This is a genomic window from Paraburkholderia mimosarum LMG 23256 = NBRC 106338, assembly GCF_000739815.1.
Classification (GTDB): domain Bacteria; phylum Pseudomonadota; class Gammaproteobacteria; order Burkholderiales; family Burkholderiaceae; genus Paraburkholderia; species Paraburkholderia mimosarum.
This window is the reverse complement of record NZ_BBJJ01000102.1, coordinates 1-15,893: the sequence shown is the minus strand read 5'-3', so window position 1 is coordinate 15,893 and position 15,893 is coordinate 1. Positions and strand designations below refer to the sequence as shown.

Below are 15,893 nucleotides of genomic sequence, written 5' to 3'. Positions count from 1 at the left end.
TGCTAGGTCCGTCGGACATATCGGTCCGAAACCACTGAGCGTTCCTGAATCCATGCGACGGCAAGTTCCAGCGCTTCGTCGCGTGCCTCCTGCGCGTTGGCGAAATCTCCGTCGACACCAAGCGTGCGTATTTCGCCCGCCCGGTCGGTGACGATGGCCGCAGCTGTGTAACGGCCACGCTCGGTGGCGGTGACTACCGGCCGGAGCTCGCAGCCGTGATATTCGACGACTTTATCCGTTTGCATATCACACCTCCGGTTGAGAGGCGTGTCCGAAACATGTCCGGACACGCGGAATTCGGGTCCAGTCCGTTCTGTGTAGCACCCGTCGTTCCTCGACCTGTCGTTGCGATTGCGCAGCGATTCAGCGTCCATGTTCCGGCACCAGATGTCCGTCGCCTGGCCGGAATCGAAGCACGCAGCGCTTATCGCGACTGCCTGAGCGATGCATAAAATAGCGCAAGGAACGGAAATTTCAAGAGGCCCTGCAGCATATCTACCGGGAGGCTTCATGGATCTTTTCGACAGGCTTCAGGAGCAGATCGACATAGTGCGCCTGCCGCTCTTTGCCGTTACGGTCACGGCGGCGGCGCGAGTGAATACGCCGCTCATCGCCATACTTCACTGGCATGGATTCCGGCGCGCGACGCCGCTCGTCCTGCCCGGCATTGAGATCCCGCCACGACCGGTTCCAGGATCGGCCCTCCAGCTCGACGCCCCGTGGTACAGCTTCGAGACAGTGGACGCCATGCTGCTTGATGCTGCCTGGCAAACCGGCGCGTGGGAAGTCGAGCGCGTCGAGCGGCGCGGCTGCAACATGATCGGCGCAAGCGCTGCCGAGGCGCTCGCCTGCCGGCAGGCGTTCGGCGACTACGGACTGCACGGGACCCCCGACGCACAGCTTCTCCATGACGATACGGATCGCGGCGAACTGATGCAGCTTGCCGCGCGCAGCGGCTATCTGCGCTGGCTGTTCCGCCCCGTCAAGGGCGGCCTATGGTTCTCGCTCAACGAACCGGACGACACGCTTGAGGCCGACGGCGGACGACGGCCACCGTGTCCGGTACCACGATGGAAATGCATATTCGTCCCCTCTACGACCGGGTTATCGTCAAGCGAATCGAAATGCAGCGGACGACGGCCTCGGGCATCGTGATTCCCGATTCAGCGGCAGAAAAGCCGGAACAGGGCGAAGTCGGACCGCTTCGAGAACATGGGCGCGCAGATCGTCAAGCAGGTCGCCTCGAAGACCGCCGACGTGGCGGGCGACGGCACGACCACCGCCACCGTGCTCGCCCAGGCGATCGTGCAGGAAGGCATGAAGCACGTCGCAGCCGGCATGAACCCGATGGATCTGAAGCGCGGTATCGACAAGGCTGTCGCTGCCGTGCTCGACGAGCTGCGCAAGCTGTCGAAGCCGATTTCCACGAGCAGGGAGATCGCGCAGGTCGGTTCGATCTCGGCGAACTCCGATGAAGCAATCGGCAAAATCATCGCCGACGCAATGGAAAAGGTCGGCAAGGAAGGCGTGATCACGGTCGAAGACGGCAAGTCGCTCGAGAATGAACTTGAAGTGGTGGAGGGCATGCAGTTCGACCGCGGCTACGTGAGCCCCTACTTCATCAACGATCCCGACAAGCAGGCCGCGTATCTCGACGACGCATTGATCCTGCTGCACGACAAAAAGATCTCGAATATCCGGGATCTGCTGCCGGTGCTCGAAGCGAGCTCCAAGGCAGGCAAGCCCCTGCTGATCGTCGCAGAAGACATCGATGGCGAAGCCCTGGCCACACTTGTGGTCAACGCAATGCGCGGCATCCTCAAGGTGGCGGCCGTCAAGGCGCCCGGTTTTGGCGACCGCCGCAAGGCCATGCTCGAAGACATCGCCATCCTCACTGGCGCGAGCGTCATCTCCGAAGAGACCGGCAAGCAACTGCAGAAGGCAACGCTCGAAGATCTAGGGCGCGCGAAGCGAGTGGAAGTGCGCAAGGACGACACCATCATCATCGACGGCGCAGGCGACGAGAAGCGCATCGAAGCGCGCGTGAAGTCGATTCGTGTGCAGATCGAGGAAGCGACGAGCGACTACGATCGCGAGAAGCTGCAGGAGCGTGTGGCAAAGCTCGCCGGCGGCGTGGCCGTGATCAAGGTCGGGGCGGCCACCGAGGTCGAGATGAAGGAGAAGAAGGACCGCGTCGACGACGCGCTGCACGCCACGCGTGCGGCGGTCGAGGAAGGCATTGTGCCGGGCGGTGGCGTCGCGCTCGTGCGCGCGCGTTCGGCCGTGATGCCCCTGAAAGGCCTCAACAGTGATCAGGACGCAGGTATTCAGATCGTGCTGCGCGCGCTCGAAGCGCCAATGCGCGTGATCGTCTCGAACGCTGGCGATGAGCCTTCAGTGGTCATCGCGAAGGTGCTCGAAGGCGACGGCAACTTCGGCTACAACACGGCCACCGGCGAATACGGCGATCTTGTCGAGGCGGGCGTGGTCGATCCTACCAAGGTCACGCGCACGGCACTGCAGAACGCCGCGTCGATTGCGGGGCTGATCCTGACGACGGATGCAACAGTGGCCGAAGTGCCCAAGGACGACAAACCGGCGCCATCCGCCGCACCGGAGCTCGAGTACTGACCCTGAGTGAGTCCAGCCTGCGCCGGTCAACAGTCGCGACCGGCGCAATGCGTTCGGCGCCGCACGCTGTCTCCGTCATGCGGCGCCGCTTTTTACCGGAGACCGTCATGAAACTCGAACTTCGCATTGACTCAAGACCGCTCGACGTCGAGATCGATGATGTCGTGGCGGGACTGCTGGCCGTGCGGCTTGAGCTGCCAGCAGGTGCAGACAAAGGACGCCCTCGCTCGCTATCTGAGCGAGAAGGGCGCGCCCTGGACGCTCGACGAGGAGCACATGCGCCGGCGCATCCTTCGTCGGCTGATTCTGGATATTGCCGACCCGGCACTCGTTATCCGCCATCTCATGGCTGAATAGAACCGCCTCGGCCAGGCGTTGGGGGGCTTGGTGACATAGCGTGCATCACGAGCGCCTTGCTGCCGCCGCAGAATCAGACATCATGCCCTGTCATCCCCGTTCTGCCGCCTGCTCTTCGGTGAAGCTGCCCGCTGGCGCGCATTCAATACACCTTTTCCGGGCAACAAGGACGCGAGCGGGCCACCTCGGCGAGCTGACCGCCATTCAAGGCCTTGTCGAACCGAACGTGTCCCATGCCGCCTGCGTCTGGCCGATACCCGCGGACGCAGGCGCGAGCCACGTTTGCCAGGTGGCGTGGGCTTTCCGGTTTCGTGCGACGCACGGGACTCGAACCCGTGACCAACGGATTGAAAGCCCACTGCTCAATCAGCGGAGTAACGGCCAAGTTCTCATTTGCGCGCGCCGTCATAGCGCTTTGCATGTTCGCCCTAGCCGATATCGATCGTGCGGCTGGCAGATCGCGTCGGCTCCGCTTTTGGCACGGTCAGCGTGAGCACACCGTTGTCGAACTTTGCCAGTGCGTGATCGGGGTCGGCATATTCAGGCATCGGGATCGTGCGCACGAAGCGACCATGGGCACGTTCCAGCCGGTAGCAGCCGTTTTCCTCACTGCGCACATCCTGCTTTTTCTCACCACGCAGCACGATCGCGCCGTCCTCGACGCTCACCTTCACGTCTTCGCGCTGCATCCCGGGCAGTTCTGCGGTCACGCGCAGCACCGGCCCCTCATCGACGACGTCGATGCGCGGCTGGAAGCGCGATGAACTGAAGTCGCCGAACCATCGTTCGAGCGCGCTACGGCCTGCAAACGGGTCGTGAAAAAACTCCTCCACTGCGCGCCATGGTTCTCGAGAGAACAATCGGGCAAAGTCGGGCAGGGAGGCCCGCCATTGTTCGTTGTCGCTCTCCGGCGGCCTTTCCGTGCCGTTCTCGGTGCTGTCCGCATCGGACTTGCGGGCGGCCCCGCGAAGGAACTTGAAGGGATTCCACTTTTTCGGATCGGGGTTCATCGTTTCCTCCTCTCGAATCTGGCAGGAAAATCGTATTCCGGCTATTGCACCGGCACCATTTCCACGTCGACGCTTTCGGACTGGGCCTCGGGAGCGGTCTCTGCTCCATCTTGCGCTTCTTCGGCCGCGCACGTTCCCATTCCAGTCCACGGCGCAAGAGAGTCGACGGCGGGTGTAATCGTCATCCGCTGGCGATCGACGAACAACCATTCTTGTCGCGCGCCTGAACAGCTCCATGACCGCCGGAACGCGCCCGCGAAGACTTCCTGCGAATAAGCTCGTGTGTCGTCGCTGGTATCGGGCAGTGCCGGCTTGCGCTGACCGTTGATGGTCAGCAGCCCCTTGTCGATCGACATGTCGAGTTCCTCCGCATTGATGCCCGGTACAAAGGCGACGATCTCGATTGAGTTGTTGGTGGCGCCTATATTGACGGGCGGGAACGCGCGTGACCGGCTCGCCAGGAGACTGGAGGGGAAATTACCGAAGAGATTCGAGATCTGCCGCTGCAGCCGGTCGAATTCACTGAAGAGGTCGGTTCCGAAGAGATCGCTCATGAGGCTGTTCTCCCCAAGTGATGCAGGGAGGCGAACGGCCCTACGCGCACCAGTTCGCCTGCCATCTGGCAAAACAAATCGAAGCCGGCAGCGCACTGGACGACGGCACCCGCGCGTCTGCCTGAGCGAATCCTAAGATAGCGGCTCTGGCGAGGATTTCAAGAGGCCAGGCTGGAACTGGCAAGGATTTTTCAAGTGCGCAACGCTGCATACTGGCTCGCCCGGCCGGGTTACCGGGATTCATCGCATCATCTTGAAAATTTTCATCAGTGAAACTAACTTGTATTCAGCTCAGGCAGTGTGCCCGGTGATGGACCGGTTGCATGCTGCGTGTTTCGATTTGTTTGCCTCGCAGCGTGGCAGGCGAACTGGAGCGCGCAAGCCCGTTCTCTTCCTTGCTGCGTCGAAGGAGAAGACGATGAGCTGCCTTCATCGCCGCTTGGCTTCACACGTTGTCCGAGAGCTTCCACCGCACGACCGTCGTCCTGACCGGCGTCTTGCTGCCGCTCGCGCGGCACGCCCGGCGCAAGCTGCGCGACCGCATCGCCGCCGTGCGGCAGATATCTCACCAGATCGCGTCGCACTTGCGCCCCCGGTAACAGCGCGGCTGCCCCGCGGGCAACGTTCCGGCTTGCGCATGGCGACGCGTTTCTCAGGTGTGGTCGACCCGGCGAAAGTCGGGCGCACGGCGCCGCAGAATGCCGCCTCGGCAGGGCTGACCTCGCCGCCGTGGCCGGCGAATTGCCACGGGACGAGACCACGTTTTCCATGCCACCGCCGGCAACGGACCAGCGATGCACGCGTGCACGGTGGCAAAGCGTGCACGAGTGCCCTGGCAACGAACTGAACCGTTGAGCATCGGGAAAGACATCATGGGCAAGATCATCGGCATCGACCTCGACACCACGGCGTCGTGCGTTGCGCTGCTGGAAGCCAACCAGTTCAATGTCATTGAAAACCCGGATGGCGCCCGTACGACGCCATTGGTCGCTGCATCTCTCGACGAGGATCAGATACTGGTCGGCGCACCCACAAGGCGTCACGCAATCAGCCAACGCAGGGATACGCTCTACGCGTTCGAGCGCGACAACCGGGGCGCTTGCATCGGAGCGCACGACGAAAAGATCGCGTCGCCGCAAGTCTTTGCGGAAGTGCTGCGCAAGACGAAAAAGACTGCCGAAGACTCCGTTGACGAGCCGGTTACCGAGGCGGTGATCGCGGTTCCCGCATACTTCGACGAGAGCCGGCGCCACGCTACCAGGGACGCCGGAAAGGAAACAGTGAGGCGCACCGGACGTCGAGAGGCTCGCCCCACGAAAAGACGATTGAGTGTCCTGGTCCCGTTAATTGTGATCGCCGGGCTATGGTCGGAGAACGCTATGTCAGCCAGCCCGCCGCTGCCGACATTGCCGCTACAACACGACATCTGGATCACGGGGACAGTCCAGCGTGGCAGCGGAGAGTATGCGCCGGGTGAATATACGACAATCACGCTGGACCGGCCCTCCACGTCGCCCTGCAACGACACGGTGGTGTCCGACATCCTTCTTGGCCAGGGAGGCGAGCCAGCTCCGATGCTCCTGCTGCCGTACGTGAATCAGCGGGTTGCCGTCAGGGGACGCGTAACGTGCCCAGACTCGGGCATTCAATTTACGCCGCAGCCGGACGTCGTTTTTCCGGTTTGGTAAAGGCAAGGAAAGCAGATGCTGGACGCCGCCGTGGGCCAGTTAAATCGCCAACTGCAGAGCAGTCCGCCGAAGCGGAGCAACCTCAGTGCGCGATTGAGAGAGTCCGGAACGGCGGGCGGTGCGAGTTGCGATCAAATCAGGTGCGACGGGCATGTGATCATCTGATCCGCTTGTCGGTATTGGCATTGATGGCGCGACATGCGACGAGCATCCGGAGCGAGACGATCCCGTTACGGCGGACATGCCGAGCCGCTGGAGCCCGTCTGTACGGTAGCGAACGCTCGAAAACTTTCGTTTCGCCTACTATCCTGTCTGAAGCTTCTTCACACGTCCCCCGGGAGCAATGATGGAAAGCACACCGAGCATGGTTCAACAGGAGCCCGGCGCTGACAACCCTCGTCAGCGGGAACTCTCCCCTGAACGGCTACTCCAGCTAGGCATGGGTTTCTGGGCGTCCAAAACCTTATTGTCCGCAGTCGAACTCGGTGTGTTCTCGTGCCTCGCGACCGGACCTCGCGACGCTGCCGAACTCACTGAGGCACTCGGACTGCATCCGAGATCGGCCCTTGATTTTCTTGACGCGCTGGTCGCATTGAATCTGCTGGAACGCGAAGACGGGAAATACCGCAATACGCCAGACGCCCAGCTTTTTCTGGACGTCGCCAAGCCTGGCTACGTAGGTGGAGTACTGGATATGGCCAACGCCCGGTTATATCCGTTTTGGGGCTCTCTGACGGAAGCACTTCGCACGGGGCGGCCCCAGAACGAGGTAAAACTGGGTGGCAACCCCTTCGACGCGATGTATCGCGACGAACACAAGCTACGGGGTTTCCTCCGGGCAATGAGCGGGGTCAGCCTGGGCGCGGCCAAGGCGATCGCACAACAATTTCCCTGGCAAAACTACAGCACATTCATTGACATCGGCGCCGCGCAGGGTGTCTTACCCGTGCAGGTCGCGCTCGCCCATCCCCACTTGCGCGGCGGCGGCTTTGATCTACCCGTAGTGGGCCCTGTCTTTGAAGAGTACGTAGCGTCGCACGGCCTGCAGGAACGGTTGCATTTCTATCCGGGCGACTTCTTCAAGGATTCCTGTCCGGCGGCCGATGTGCTTGTGATGGGACACATCCTCCACGACTGGGATCTCGGGCAGAAGCTCGAGCTCCTCGCGAAGTGCTACGCGTCGCTACCTCCCGGAGGTTGCCTGATCGTCTACGACGCGGTAATCGACGATGACCGCAGACGCAATGCCTTTGGCCTGCTGATGAGCCTGAACATGCTTATCGAGACACCAGGCGGTTTCGACTATACCGGTGCGCAGTGTCGCGAATGGATGCAGGAAGTCGGCTTTACGCAGGTACGCGTCGAGCCGCTTACCGGCCCGGATTCAATGGTGATTGGAGTCAAGTAGAAACCGGTGACCCGAAGCAGTCGTTCGAACTGCCAGAGCCTCAGCGACAATGATCGGAGTGATCCGGCAGTCTGGACCGGTCTCTCACGAGCAACGGTTCCGCTCTTGTGGAGCGTCGATTGACGGCAAGCCGCTCGCGCAACGGCCCAGGCTTACTGGCCAAACCCTGCGTGGCGCAGCGCTTCCTCAGCGGCCTCGTGGTCTTGAGCCGATGTTCCGCCAGAAACACCGATGCCCCCGACCAGGCGCCCTTCGTGAAAGATCGGTACGCCACCGCCGACCGGCATCAGCCGCGGATGGTGCGCCAGCGGGGCAACGGCAGGATCGGCCATGTACTGATTCCATTGGTGCGTGGCCATGCCGAATGACGCGGCGGTCCATGCCTTGTCGATGGCGACGTCGACAGTCAGGAACGGGGCCGTATCGGCGCGCTCGAAAGCGCGCAGGTGACCGCCTGCATCGGTAATGGCAATTGTCGCCGCGAACCCGCGCGCGGCGCACGCGCGGCGCGCTTCGGCCATTAATGCTTGTGCGGCTTCCAGACTGATCGTTGTCGTGTTGATGATTGGCGATGTCATGTTGACGTCCGTTGTCAGAAGGGTTCAGGGGTTGGCGACGACGACCTTGCCGATCATGTCGCCGGCCTCGACCAGCGCATGCGCTTCGATGAGACCTGCGGCGTTGATGCCGGCGATGCGCCGGGTCATGGTGTGCTCGAGGCGGCCCTGGTCCACCAGCTGCGCCGCGCGGCGCAGCAAGGCGTGCTGCCGTGCGATCGTGTCGGTGGTGAACATCGCGCGGGTGAACATCAGCTCCCAGTGAATGGAGATGGATTTCCCCTTGAACGGACCGATGTCCAGACCCACCGGGTCGTCGATGAGGGCGAACTGGCCTTCCGGGCGCAGCACGGCGGCGATTTGCGGCACATAGGCAGCGCTGTTGTTGAGCCCGGCAACGTGAGTGACGTGCTCGATGCCGAGCGCGGCCAACTGGGGTGCCCAGGGCTGATGATGGTCGAGGACGTAGTGCGCGCCATGAGCCAGCACCCACTCGCGGGTTTCCGGTCGCGAGGCCGTGCCGATGACCGTCACGCCAGTCAATTCGCGCGCCAGCTGCGTCAGGATCGAGCCTACGCCGCCAGCCGCTCCGATCACGAGGAGCACGTTGTGTTCGGTCGGGTCCGCCGCCTGAACACGCAGACGGTCGAACAGCAGTTCCCACGCGGTGATCGTGGTCAGCGGCAATGAAGCGGCCTCTGCGAAATCCAGTGATGCCGGCATGGGACCGACGATGCGTTCGTCCACGGCGTGCAGTTCGCTGTTGCTGCCGGGCCGCGTGATGTCACCGGCGTACCAGACGCGGTCGCCTGCCTTGAAGCGCGTGACCAGCGGACCGGTCGCGCGGACGATTCCCGCCGCGTCCCAGCCGGCGATGCGCGCACCGCCTTCCGGAATATCTCCACCGCGCCGGATCTTGGTATCGACTGGATTGACCGACACCGCTTTCACTTCCACGAGCAGATCGTGCTCGCGCAGTTCGGGCGTGGGCAGCTCGATGTCCTGCAGCGCCTGCGGGTGGCTGATGGGATGGTTCTGATAGAAGCCGATGGCTTTCATACACGTGATCTCCTTGGGGTGTGAGACCATGCTATCTTTCGTCGATACGCGGATAAATACCCGCGAAGCCCAAACAGTTTCGGCATTTCAACGAAAATGATTCGACTCGATGACGTTCAGATCTTCGTGCACACGGTGGATTACGGCAGCTTCTCGGAGGCGGCGCGCCAGCTGAATATTGCGCCCGCACACGCGAGTGCATCCGTTCAGCGGCTCGAAAAAGCATTGGACACGCGCCTCTTTACGCGGTCTACGCGAAGCATGCAACTTTCGGAGGCCGGGGAGCGTTATCTGCCGCATGCGCGGGCCATGATTAGCGCGCTGGAGCAGGGCCAGCAGGCCCTGGCCAGCGGCCGGGAGGCGCTGTCCGGGCCGCTGCGGCTGTCCGCCCCGTCGGACTTTGGGCGAAACCTGCTGTTACCGTGGCTCGATGAATTCCAGCACCGGCACCCTGGTTTGTCGCTGCACGTGAAAATAAGCGACCGTGCGGCCGACCTCATCCGACAGCCGCTGGATGCAGTCGTGCGCTACGGCGCGCTGCCAGATTCGTCTCTTCTGGCCATGAAACTGGTCGACAACAATCGACGCGCATTGTGTGCCGCACCGTCATACCTCGAACGGCATGGCGCACCGACCAAAGTTGAGGATCTGCGGCGGCACAACTGCCTTCGGTACGTCTGGAGCGAGCAAGTCCATGAGCGCTGGCGGTTTACCCTGCGAGGCGGCGAGCGCACCGTGGCCGTGACCGGTAATCGCATCAGCGACGATGCTGATGCCGTTCGTCGCTGGGCCGTAGCGGGGGAAGGCATTGTTTACAAGTCGCGACTGGACCTCATCGACGATCTGAAGGCAGGCCGGCTGGTGGAGTTATTTCCGCCGGAAGACTGCGAGCCTGCGCCGCTGCACTTGATTTGTGCCCACCGTGCGCAACTGTCGGGGGCGATTAACGCGTTGCATGGATTCTTGCGGGAGCGCTGCGCTGCATTGCTTGCCAGCCATCCATCGGGGGGCAATCAGGCCGTACGCGCGATTTGAATAGCCGCCTCCAGGGCGCAACGGACGTCTGAATGTCCGAACCTTCGTTGCCCGCGCATGACGCCTGTTGGGCCGGATACGGTCGTTGAGGAGAACAACATCCAGGTACACCTTTCGGCGCTGCATAAAGCATTAGGTGAGGACCGCGACTGCATCGTCACGGTGCCGGGCCGAGGCGGACAATCCCCGCACGCTGGTTCTCGACAACGCCGAGCATGTGATTCCTCACGTGGCCGCGATTGTCGAAACTCTGACAGTCGGCAACCCTGCGTTGCGCGTTCTGGTCACGAGCCGGGAGCCGCTGCGCATCACAAAGGAAACGACGATACGTATCGGACCTCTCGACGTGCCCGCGCATGACGCCACCGAACAGGAGATCCTTGCGCAGTCCGCCGTGCACCTTTTTCTCGGGCGCTTACGGGCGCTACTGGGAAAGGCGTGTTTCGACAGGACAGAAACGTTGATGGCCGGCGAAATATGCCGTCGGCTCGACGGCATACCGCTGGCAATCGAACTGGCGGCAACTCGCGTCTTGTCGTTCGGTATCGAAGGTGTGTGTCGGCGCCTTGACGACCGGATGTCGATCCTGACGGGTGGGTACCGCACCGCGTTGCCACGTCACAAGACACTGCGTGCAACGTTCGACTGGAGCTTCGCGCTGCTCGATCCAGGCGCGCAGGCGCTGTTCCGGCGACTCGCGATGTTCGGCGGCGGATTTACGCTCGAAGCAATGTGTGCCGTCGCCTGCGATTCAGGCTTGACTATCGGTGCTGCAATCGATGGGATTGGCGAACTCGTGGAAAAGTCGATGGTGAATGTCAGCTTTGACGGTCCCGTTGCAACATACTGGATGAGTGAATCGACGCGGGCGTATGCACTTGAGCAGCTACAAACCGAAAACGAAACGCAGGAAATTGCTTCCCGCATCGCGCGCTATTTCGCATCGCGTTTCGAAGCAGGGGTTAGAGGCACACGTACAAACTCACCGCAACTGACAAAGGGCTAGTCTGATCTGCGGCAGGCGCTCGACGATGCACGTGCCGCGTCGGATTTGGCGTTTTCCGCGGGCGATGATCAGACTGCCGCCGTCGAGCTGACGTCGACGTTGACAGGCGTCTTGCTGGATTGCAGTCTGATCGAAGGCTCGTAATCTTCGCCGCTTTGTCCGGGTGAGCGGACGAGGCGCTGGCGTACGTTGACAAAGGTATCAACCTGATTACACGGAGACGATGCATATAGCTGCGCTGTGTAGTGTTTGATTAACGCGCTGGCTGCCAGCACAATCGAAAAGTCAGGTGGGAACAAGCGCGAGGTGGCTCACAAACTGACCGGCGCCCCCCACGTTCACGCGCCGGAGCACCTCGTGTGCTCGCGCCCCGGCTTCTGGATTTGAAGCGAACAATGGCCACCATTCGGGACAATTCCAGGTTCAGCCTCTTCCTGCACGCCGGAATTGTTGCAGCGGCGTATTTTGCAGCTGCAAAGCTGGGACTTTCCTATGCGGTAGTGGGCGGCGCAATCTCTCTTGTTTGGCCCTCCAGCGGCATTGCTCTTGTTGCGCTGCTCGCTTTTGGCATCGAAGTTGCCCCGGGAATTGCAGTGGGCTCTTTCGTCGCCAATGTGTCGGCGGGCGTGCCGGCAACCGTGGCCGCGGTGATAGGCATCGGGTCCATGGTTGGACCGTTGACGGCAGTCGTGCTGCTGAACCGCGCGACGCGATTTCAGATTGCCCTTGAACGTATCAATGACGTGTTGGCGTTCATCGGGCTGGCTGCGGTGATGAGTCCGGCACTCAGTGGGCTGGTTGGCACAACCGCACTGCTATACGGTGGCCTGGTGCCCTCGGCCGGGTACGCCGCAGCCCTTTTGAAATGGTGGCTCGGCGACATGATGGGGGTCCTCGTCGTGGCGCCGGCCCTCTTCAGCTTCCTCAGGTATTCGAACCCTATCCGCTCCGCGCAGCGGGCCGTGGAAGCGTGCGCACTGCTTGCTGCGACCGTCTGGGTGAGCTACCTGATCTTCGGTGCTCCGCAACTCGCCGGGCATGGCTACTATCCTGCAGCCCTGGCGATCTTTCCATTCGTCATCTGGGGGGCGCTGCGATTCGATCGCCTGGGTGCGAGCATCGTGACCCTCACGATCTCGGCCCTGGCCGTCTGGGGTACCAGGCACGGGACGGGGCCCTTTGCTGCCGAGGATCCTGTGGACAGCCTCGTGAGGTGGTGCACGTTCGCGAACGTCGTCGCGATTACGGGGCTGCTGCTCGCGGCGGCACGTGCTCAGGAACGGCGCGCCCATGATCTGCTGCGGGCAGCCCACATCGAACTGGAGCGACGCGTCGAGGAACGCACGGAAGATCTGGAGAGGGCAAACAACGAACTCAAGGAGGAGATGGTGCGGCGCCGTCGGCTGGAGGGGGAACTGATCCAGATCGGCGATCAGCAACAGCGGCTCATCGGGCAGGAGTTGCATGACGGGCTCGGGCAACACTTGACCAGTCTGGGCCTGTACTGTGCCGCCTTGAACCAGAAGCTGCAGACGCAGGGGCACCCAGCGGCCGCCGACGCCGCGATCCTGGTCGACCTGGTGAAGCAGGCGTCCTTGATGACCCGCAGGATTGCCCATGGTCTGGACCCGGTCGCGATGGAGTATGGCGGCCTTGCGGCCGCACTGCATGCGCTCGCGGAAACGGCTCGCGCACTCAACGGCGTGGATTGCAAGCTGGAGATCGCGCCAGATGTGGACTTGCTCGACCCGCTGCTGCAGGTCAACCTCTACCGTGCAGCACAGGAAGCCGTCAACAACGCTCTGAAATATTGTCACGGCCACCGTATCTGGATTGACCTCCAGCGCGCGGGCGGTCTGCAGACACTTTCCATCAGTGACGACGGGATAGGCATCGGCCCCGAAGAAATGGAACGTGCTGCGGGTCTTGGACTGCATAATCTTCGTCACCGGGCCAGCTTGCTGGGCGGCTCGTGCACCGTAACCCGCAACGGCCTGGGCGGCACGACCGTCGCCATCAGTTATCCGCTCCCCGAGGGTTGCGGCCATGTACAGAATGTGCGCTAGCCGAAGCCGTGCGACGCAAATCCTCATCGTGGATGATCACCCCATCATCCGGGACGGGATGACCCTGTTGCTCAACCTGCAAGAAGATCTGCACGTCTGCTGCTCAGCGGCCAGCGCCGAAGAGGCGCTCGCGGCGATGGACTGCCAGCCCGACCTGGCCATTGTGGACATTAGCCTGCAAACGGACTCCGGCCTCGAACTTGTCAAGACGCTGCGTCACCGCCATCCGGATTTGCGAATCCTCGTCCTCAGCATGCATGACGAAAGCCTCTTTGCCGAACGCGCCCTGCGGTCCGGGGCAAACGGGTACCTGATGAAACTTGAGGCCACGGAGCATGTCGTGAGCGCCATCCGCGAAGTGCTGGCGGGAAATATCTACATGAGTGCCGCCATGCATGAGAAGCTCGCACGCGCGTTTGCGGTTCCCAGCAAAAAGCCAGAAGGCCCCATTGCGAGCCTGTCGGAACGAGAATTCGAAGTCCTGCATCTGATCGGCCTCGGCTTCAGCACCCGCGACATCGCGCAGAAGCTGAGCCGCAGCGTGAAGACCATCGAAGCGCACCAGGCCAATATCAAAGAGAAGCTCAATATCCGTAGCGGCAAGGAGCTGACGCGCTTCGCCATTCAGTGGATCGAGAGCCAATAGGGCCGAGCCCGTCCACTGAATAAGGCAATCCCCTAGGCGCTTTTAGGACGGGCGCCTTATTCATCCGAGTGGGTGCCCCGCATACAGTCTAACTGCCCAGCGCCGGGCTTCTGCCGCCGGTGCATCTGCCCAAACCGAGCGACGGTGGCCAAGGAATGAAGATCCGCCGCGCCACGCCAAAGGAGCGATCATGCGCGCATTCGACGTCATGACTTCGTCAGTCGTCACCGCCAGTCCGGACATGACAATCCACGACGCTGCACAACTGTTTGTCGATAAACATATCGGCGGTATGCCGGTTGTCGATGCGAACGGACAGGTAGTGGGCATTGTCAGTCATCGCGACCTGCTGCATCGCGTAGAAAACGGCACAGGGCGCAGCAGGCGCCCGTGGTGGCTCGAAGCTCTTGCGTCGTCCCCTCGCGACCAGGCGGCGCGCTATGTGAAGGAGCACGGTCGTCTCGTGAGCGACGTCATGTCCGATCAGGTGATTTCGATTTCTGAAGACATGCCGCTCCAGCAGATTGCCGAACTCATGGAGCGTCGGCACCTCAAACGCGTGCCGGTGCTGAAGGACGGTAAGCTCATCGGAATCGTGTGCCGGGCAAACCTGATTCGCGCGCTCGCGAACGTCGAACCGCCCGTGGACGGGCACATGCATGACGATGCGAGCCTGCGCGACGCGATCGTTCGCGAAATGCACGGGCAGCGCTGGGGGTTGCCAAAACAGAGCGTGCTCGTCAAGGACGGCGTCGCGCATCTGTGGGGTGTGATCGAGTCCGACGAAGAAAAGCGCGCAATCCGCATCGCGGCAGAGGGTGTGCCTGGCGTCAAACGCGTAGAGAGCCACCTGCAGCGGTCTTCGGGTGTAATTCCGACGCTGTAACGGCGTTCCGCGGCTCACCGTTAGCATACGTTCAACCCGGTCCCATGCTCGAGGCAGAGCGCCCTGCCTCGAGCCTGGCCTCAGTCGATATGGGAGTAAATCAGCGAAGCGAAACGGCTCGCTTTCGCGCCGCTCGGACTCGTGTTACTGCGCGCTTCCCGTACTGTCCGGGTCAGTCGGATGTGCGGCTAGCGCTCTTGAAGGCTTCCTGCTTCAGACTGCATCGACGGGTCGTTGACGCCGGTTGCATCCAGGAAGGCCCGCCGCATCCCGGGTCGAAATCGTTGGAGGGACCTAATCATGAAACTCCTTGTGCAAACTGTCGTTGTGCTTACTGTCATTGCTGCTCCGGTTACCTCGTTCGCACAAGCGGACAGCGCCGTGACACGCGAACAGGTGCGCGCCGAGCTCGTACAACTCGAACAGGCTGGCTATCGCATCGGTGACGGCGACAATGCCAACTATCCAGCTGATATCCAGGCCGCCGAAGCGCGCGTGACCGCGCAAAACGGCGGAAGCAGCTACGGCGGGATGGTCAGCGGCTCGTCTGCGTCTGGCGCACCCGCGCCTGTTACCGGCTTGCAGCCGGTTTACTTCGGTCAGTAAGCCATTGCGTTAACGAACCTCTTGCAGGGCGGCGGCTATCGGTAGCGCGGGTGGCGATTCTGGTGACGCGGCCAGGTGGCCAGGTACCGCAAACATCGGGGAGTCGAGCCGATCCACCTGGCGTCTTAGTCAGAATTTACAGCCCGTGCCGCTGCAGTTCTGAGACGCTAGCCGCCTCTAACGCCAAACACGGCCGGCTAAGAGCCCTTCTTCCGAACGGAGAAGGGCGCTTGCAATGTCGGCTCGACGATCGACAATGGTCGTTGCGGGAGGAGTATCCTCGGCGCGCGACGGACCGTTCGTTGCCGTGTGGTCCAGGTGTCAATTCATTCCGACATTCCAGAACTGCGTTGGACCAAACGGATCGATCTTGAAGCCTGTGAC

Annotated in this window: 14 protein-coding genes and 4 pseudogenes; 13 read left to right on the top strand and 5 right to left on the bottom strand. The window is 62.0% G+C overall.

Going from position 1 to position 15,893, the window contains the following annotated elements:
• Nucleotides 1-2: 2 nt before the first annotated feature.
• A complete protein-coding gene (locus BMI01S_RS33230) occupies nucleotides 3-245 on the bottom strand; it encodes a hypothetical protein (RefSeq protein WP_028213717.1) in 243 nt (80 codons plus the stop codon).
• 265 nt (nucleotides 246-510) lie between these two features.
• Between BMI01S_RS33230 and BMI01S_RS33225 the strand changes: the two genes are divergently transcribed.
• The 4 genes and pseudogenes from BMI01S_RS33225 (at nucleotide 511) to BMI01S_RS33215 (ending at nucleotide 2,988) form a co-directional block, all read left to right on the top strand.
• A complete protein-coding gene (locus BMI01S_RS33225; protein ID WP_244145473.1) occupies nucleotides 511-1,155 on the top strand; it encodes a diguanylate cyclase in 645 nt (214 codons plus the stop codon).
• Nucleotides 1,125-1,196 (top strand): annotated as a pseudogene (locus BMI01S_RS43410) (co-chaperone GroES); the annotation flags it as partial. The gene BMI01S_RS33225 and the pseudogene BMI01S_RS43410, both read left to right, overlap by 31 nt.
• Before the next feature lies 1 nt (nucleotide 1,197).
• A pseudogene (groL, locus tag BMI01S_RS33220) lies at nucleotides 1,198-2,631 on the top strand (chaperonin GroEL); the annotation flags it as partial.
• Between the two features lie 107 nt (nucleotides 2,632-2,738).
• Nucleotides 2,739-2,988 (top strand): annotated as a pseudogene (locus BMI01S_RS33215) (hypothetical protein).
• 428 nt (nucleotides 2,989-3,416) lie between these two features.
• On the opposite strand, the gene BMI01S_RS33210 reads toward BMI01S_RS33215, so the two are convergent.
• On the bottom strand, nucleotides 3,417-3,998 hold the full coding sequence (locus BMI01S_RS33210) for an Hsp20/alpha crystallin family protein (protein ID WP_028213713.1): 582 nt from the start codon (nucleotides 3,996-3,998) through the stop codon (nucleotides 3,417-3,419).
• A gap of 181 nt (nucleotides 3,999-4,179) precedes the next feature.
• Nucleotides 4,180-4,552: pseudogene (locus tag BMI01S_RS33205) on the bottom strand (Hsp20/alpha crystallin family protein).
• Nucleotides 4,553-5,004: 452 nt separating this feature from the next.
• Here BMI01S_RS33205 and BMI01S_RS41395 point away from each other — a divergent pair.
• The 3 genes from BMI01S_RS41395 (at nucleotide 5,005) to BMI01S_RS33195 (ending at nucleotide 7,648) form a co-directional block, all read left to right on the top strand.
• Nucleotides 5,005-5,151 carry a hypothetical protein gene (locus tag BMI01S_RS41395; RefSeq protein WP_154671445.1) on the top strand — a complete coding sequence of 49 codons (147 nt, stop codon included), beginning with the start codon at nucleotides 5,005-5,007 and terminating at the stop codon, nucleotides 5,149-5,151.
• 273 nt (nucleotides 5,152-5,424) lie between these two features.
• Entirely contained in the window at nucleotides 5,425-6,240 is an 816-nt protein-coding gene (locus tag BMI01S_RS44225) for an Hsp70 family protein (protein WP_407669099.1), read from the top strand.
• A gap of 364 nt (nucleotides 6,241-6,604) precedes the next feature.
• Nucleotides 6,605-7,648: a methyltransferase gene (locus BMI01S_RS33195; protein WP_042292154.1), complete on the top strand. Its 1,044-nt coding sequence runs from the start codon at nucleotides 6,605-6,607 to the stop codon at nucleotides 7,646-7,648.
• Between the two features lie 152 nt (nucleotides 7,649-7,800).
• Here the strand turns inward: BMI01S_RS33195 and BMI01S_RS33190 are convergent, their stop codons facing one another.
• Both BMI01S_RS33190 and BMI01S_RS33185 read right to left on the bottom strand, forming a co-directional pair.
• A complete protein-coding gene (locus tag BMI01S_RS33190) occupies nucleotides 7,801-8,226 on the bottom strand; it encodes a GlcG/HbpS family heme-binding protein (RefSeq protein ID WP_028232621.1) in 426 nt (141 codons plus the stop codon).
• A 24-nt stretch (nucleotides 8,227-8,250) separates the two neighbouring features.
• Nucleotides 8,251-9,264 carry a zinc-binding alcohol dehydrogenase family protein gene (locus BMI01S_RS33185; protein ID WP_028232622.1) on the bottom strand — a complete coding sequence of 338 codons (1,014 nt, stop codon included), beginning with the start codon at nucleotides 9,262-9,264 and terminating at the stop codon, nucleotides 8,251-8,253.
• A gap of 96 nt (nucleotides 9,265-9,360) precedes the next feature.
• Between BMI01S_RS33185 and BMI01S_RS33180 the strand changes: the two genes are divergently transcribed.
• The 6 genes from BMI01S_RS33180 to BMI01S_RS33155 all read left to right on the top strand — a co-directional run bounded on the left by BMI01S_RS33180 (nucleotide 9,361) and on the right by BMI01S_RS33155 (nucleotide 15,509).
• Nucleotides 9,361-10,299 carry a LysR family transcriptional regulator gene (locus tag BMI01S_RS33180; RefSeq protein WP_028232623.1) on the top strand — a complete coding sequence of 313 codons (939 nt, stop codon included), beginning with the start codon at nucleotides 9,361-9,363 and terminating at the stop codon, nucleotides 10,297-10,299.
• Between the two features lie 229 nt (nucleotides 10,300-10,528).
• Complete coding sequence (locus tag BMI01S_RS33175; protein ID WP_028232624.1) at nucleotides 10,529-11,305, top strand: ATP-binding protein; 777 nt, start codon at nucleotides 10,529-10,531, stop codon at nucleotides 11,303-11,305.
• A 395-nt stretch (nucleotides 11,306-11,700) separates the two neighbouring features.
• The gene (locus BMI01S_RS33170) at nucleotides 11,701-13,371 is read left to right on the top strand and encodes an MASE1 domain-containing protein (RefSeq protein WP_028232625.1); all 1,671 of its coding nucleotides are present in this window, start codon (nucleotides 11,701-11,703) and stop codon (nucleotides 13,369-13,371) included.
• 28 nt (nucleotides 13,372-13,399) lie between these two features.
• Nucleotides 13,400-14,017 (top strand): response regulator, encoded by a 618-nt coding sequence (locus tag BMI01S_RS33165; RefSeq protein WP_238328002.1) that lies wholly within the window; start codon nucleotides 13,400-13,402, stop codon nucleotides 14,015-14,017.
• Nucleotides 14,018-14,207: 190 nt separating this feature from the next.
• Complete coding sequence (locus BMI01S_RS33160) at nucleotides 14,208-14,903, top strand: CBS domain-containing protein (RefSeq protein ID WP_028213700.1); 696 nt, start codon at nucleotides 14,208-14,210, stop codon at nucleotides 14,901-14,903.
• A 300-nt stretch (nucleotides 14,904-15,203) separates the two neighbouring features.
• Nucleotides 15,204-15,509, top strand: a complete 306-nt coding sequence (locus BMI01S_RS33155) for a DUF4148 domain-containing protein (RefSeq protein ID WP_028232626.1) — start codon at nucleotides 15,204-15,206, stop codon at nucleotides 15,507-15,509.
• Nucleotides 15,510-15,893: the final 384 nt, after the last annotated feature.

Excerpts from the sequence above, each read along its gene's own strand:
- BMI01S_RS33185 (WP_028232622.1), bottom strand. The coding sequence starts at position 9,264 with ATGAAAGCCATCGGCTTCTATCAGAACCATCCCATCAGCCACCCGCAG.
- BMI01S_RS33210 (WP_028213713.1), bottom strand. The coding sequence starts at position 3,998 with ATGAACCCCGATCCGAAAAAGTGGAATCCCTTCAAGTTCCTTCGCGGG.
- BMI01S_RS33155 (WP_028232626.1), top strand. The coding sequence starts at position 15,204 with ATGAAACTCCTTGTGCAAACTGTCGTTGTGCTTACTGTCATTGCTGCT.
- BMI01S_RS33170 (WP_028232625.1), top strand. The coding sequence starts at position 11,701 with ATGGCCACCATTCGGGACAATTCCAGGTTCAGCCTCTTCCTGCACGCC.
- BMI01S_RS33225 (WP_244145473.1), top strand. The coding sequence starts at position 511 with ATGGATCTTTTCGACAGGCTTCAGGAGCAGATCGACATAGTGCGCCTG.
- BMI01S_RS33195 (WP_042292154.1), top strand. The coding sequence starts at position 6,605 with ATGGTTCAACAGGAGCCCGGCGCTGACAACCCTCGTCAGCGGGAACTC.
- BMI01S_RS33230 (WP_028213717.1), bottom strand. The coding sequence starts at position 245 with ATGCAAACGGATAAAGTCGTCGAATATCACGGCTGCGAGCTCCGGCCG.
- BMI01S_RS33190 (WP_028232621.1), bottom strand. The coding sequence starts at position 8,226 with ATGACATCGCCAATCATCAACACGACAACGATCAGTCTGGAAGCCGCA.
- BMI01S_RS44225 (WP_407669099.1), top strand. The coding sequence starts at position 5,425 with ATGGGCAAGATCATCGGCATCGACCTCGACACCACGGCGTCGTGCGTT.
- BMI01S_RS33160 (WP_028213700.1), top strand. The coding sequence starts at position 14,208 with ATGCGCGCATTCGACGTCATGACTTCGTCAGTCGTCACCGCCAGTCCG.
- BMI01S_RS33180 (WP_028232623.1), top strand. The coding sequence starts at position 9,361 with ATGATTCGACTCGATGACGTTCAGATCTTCGTGCACACGGTGGATTAC.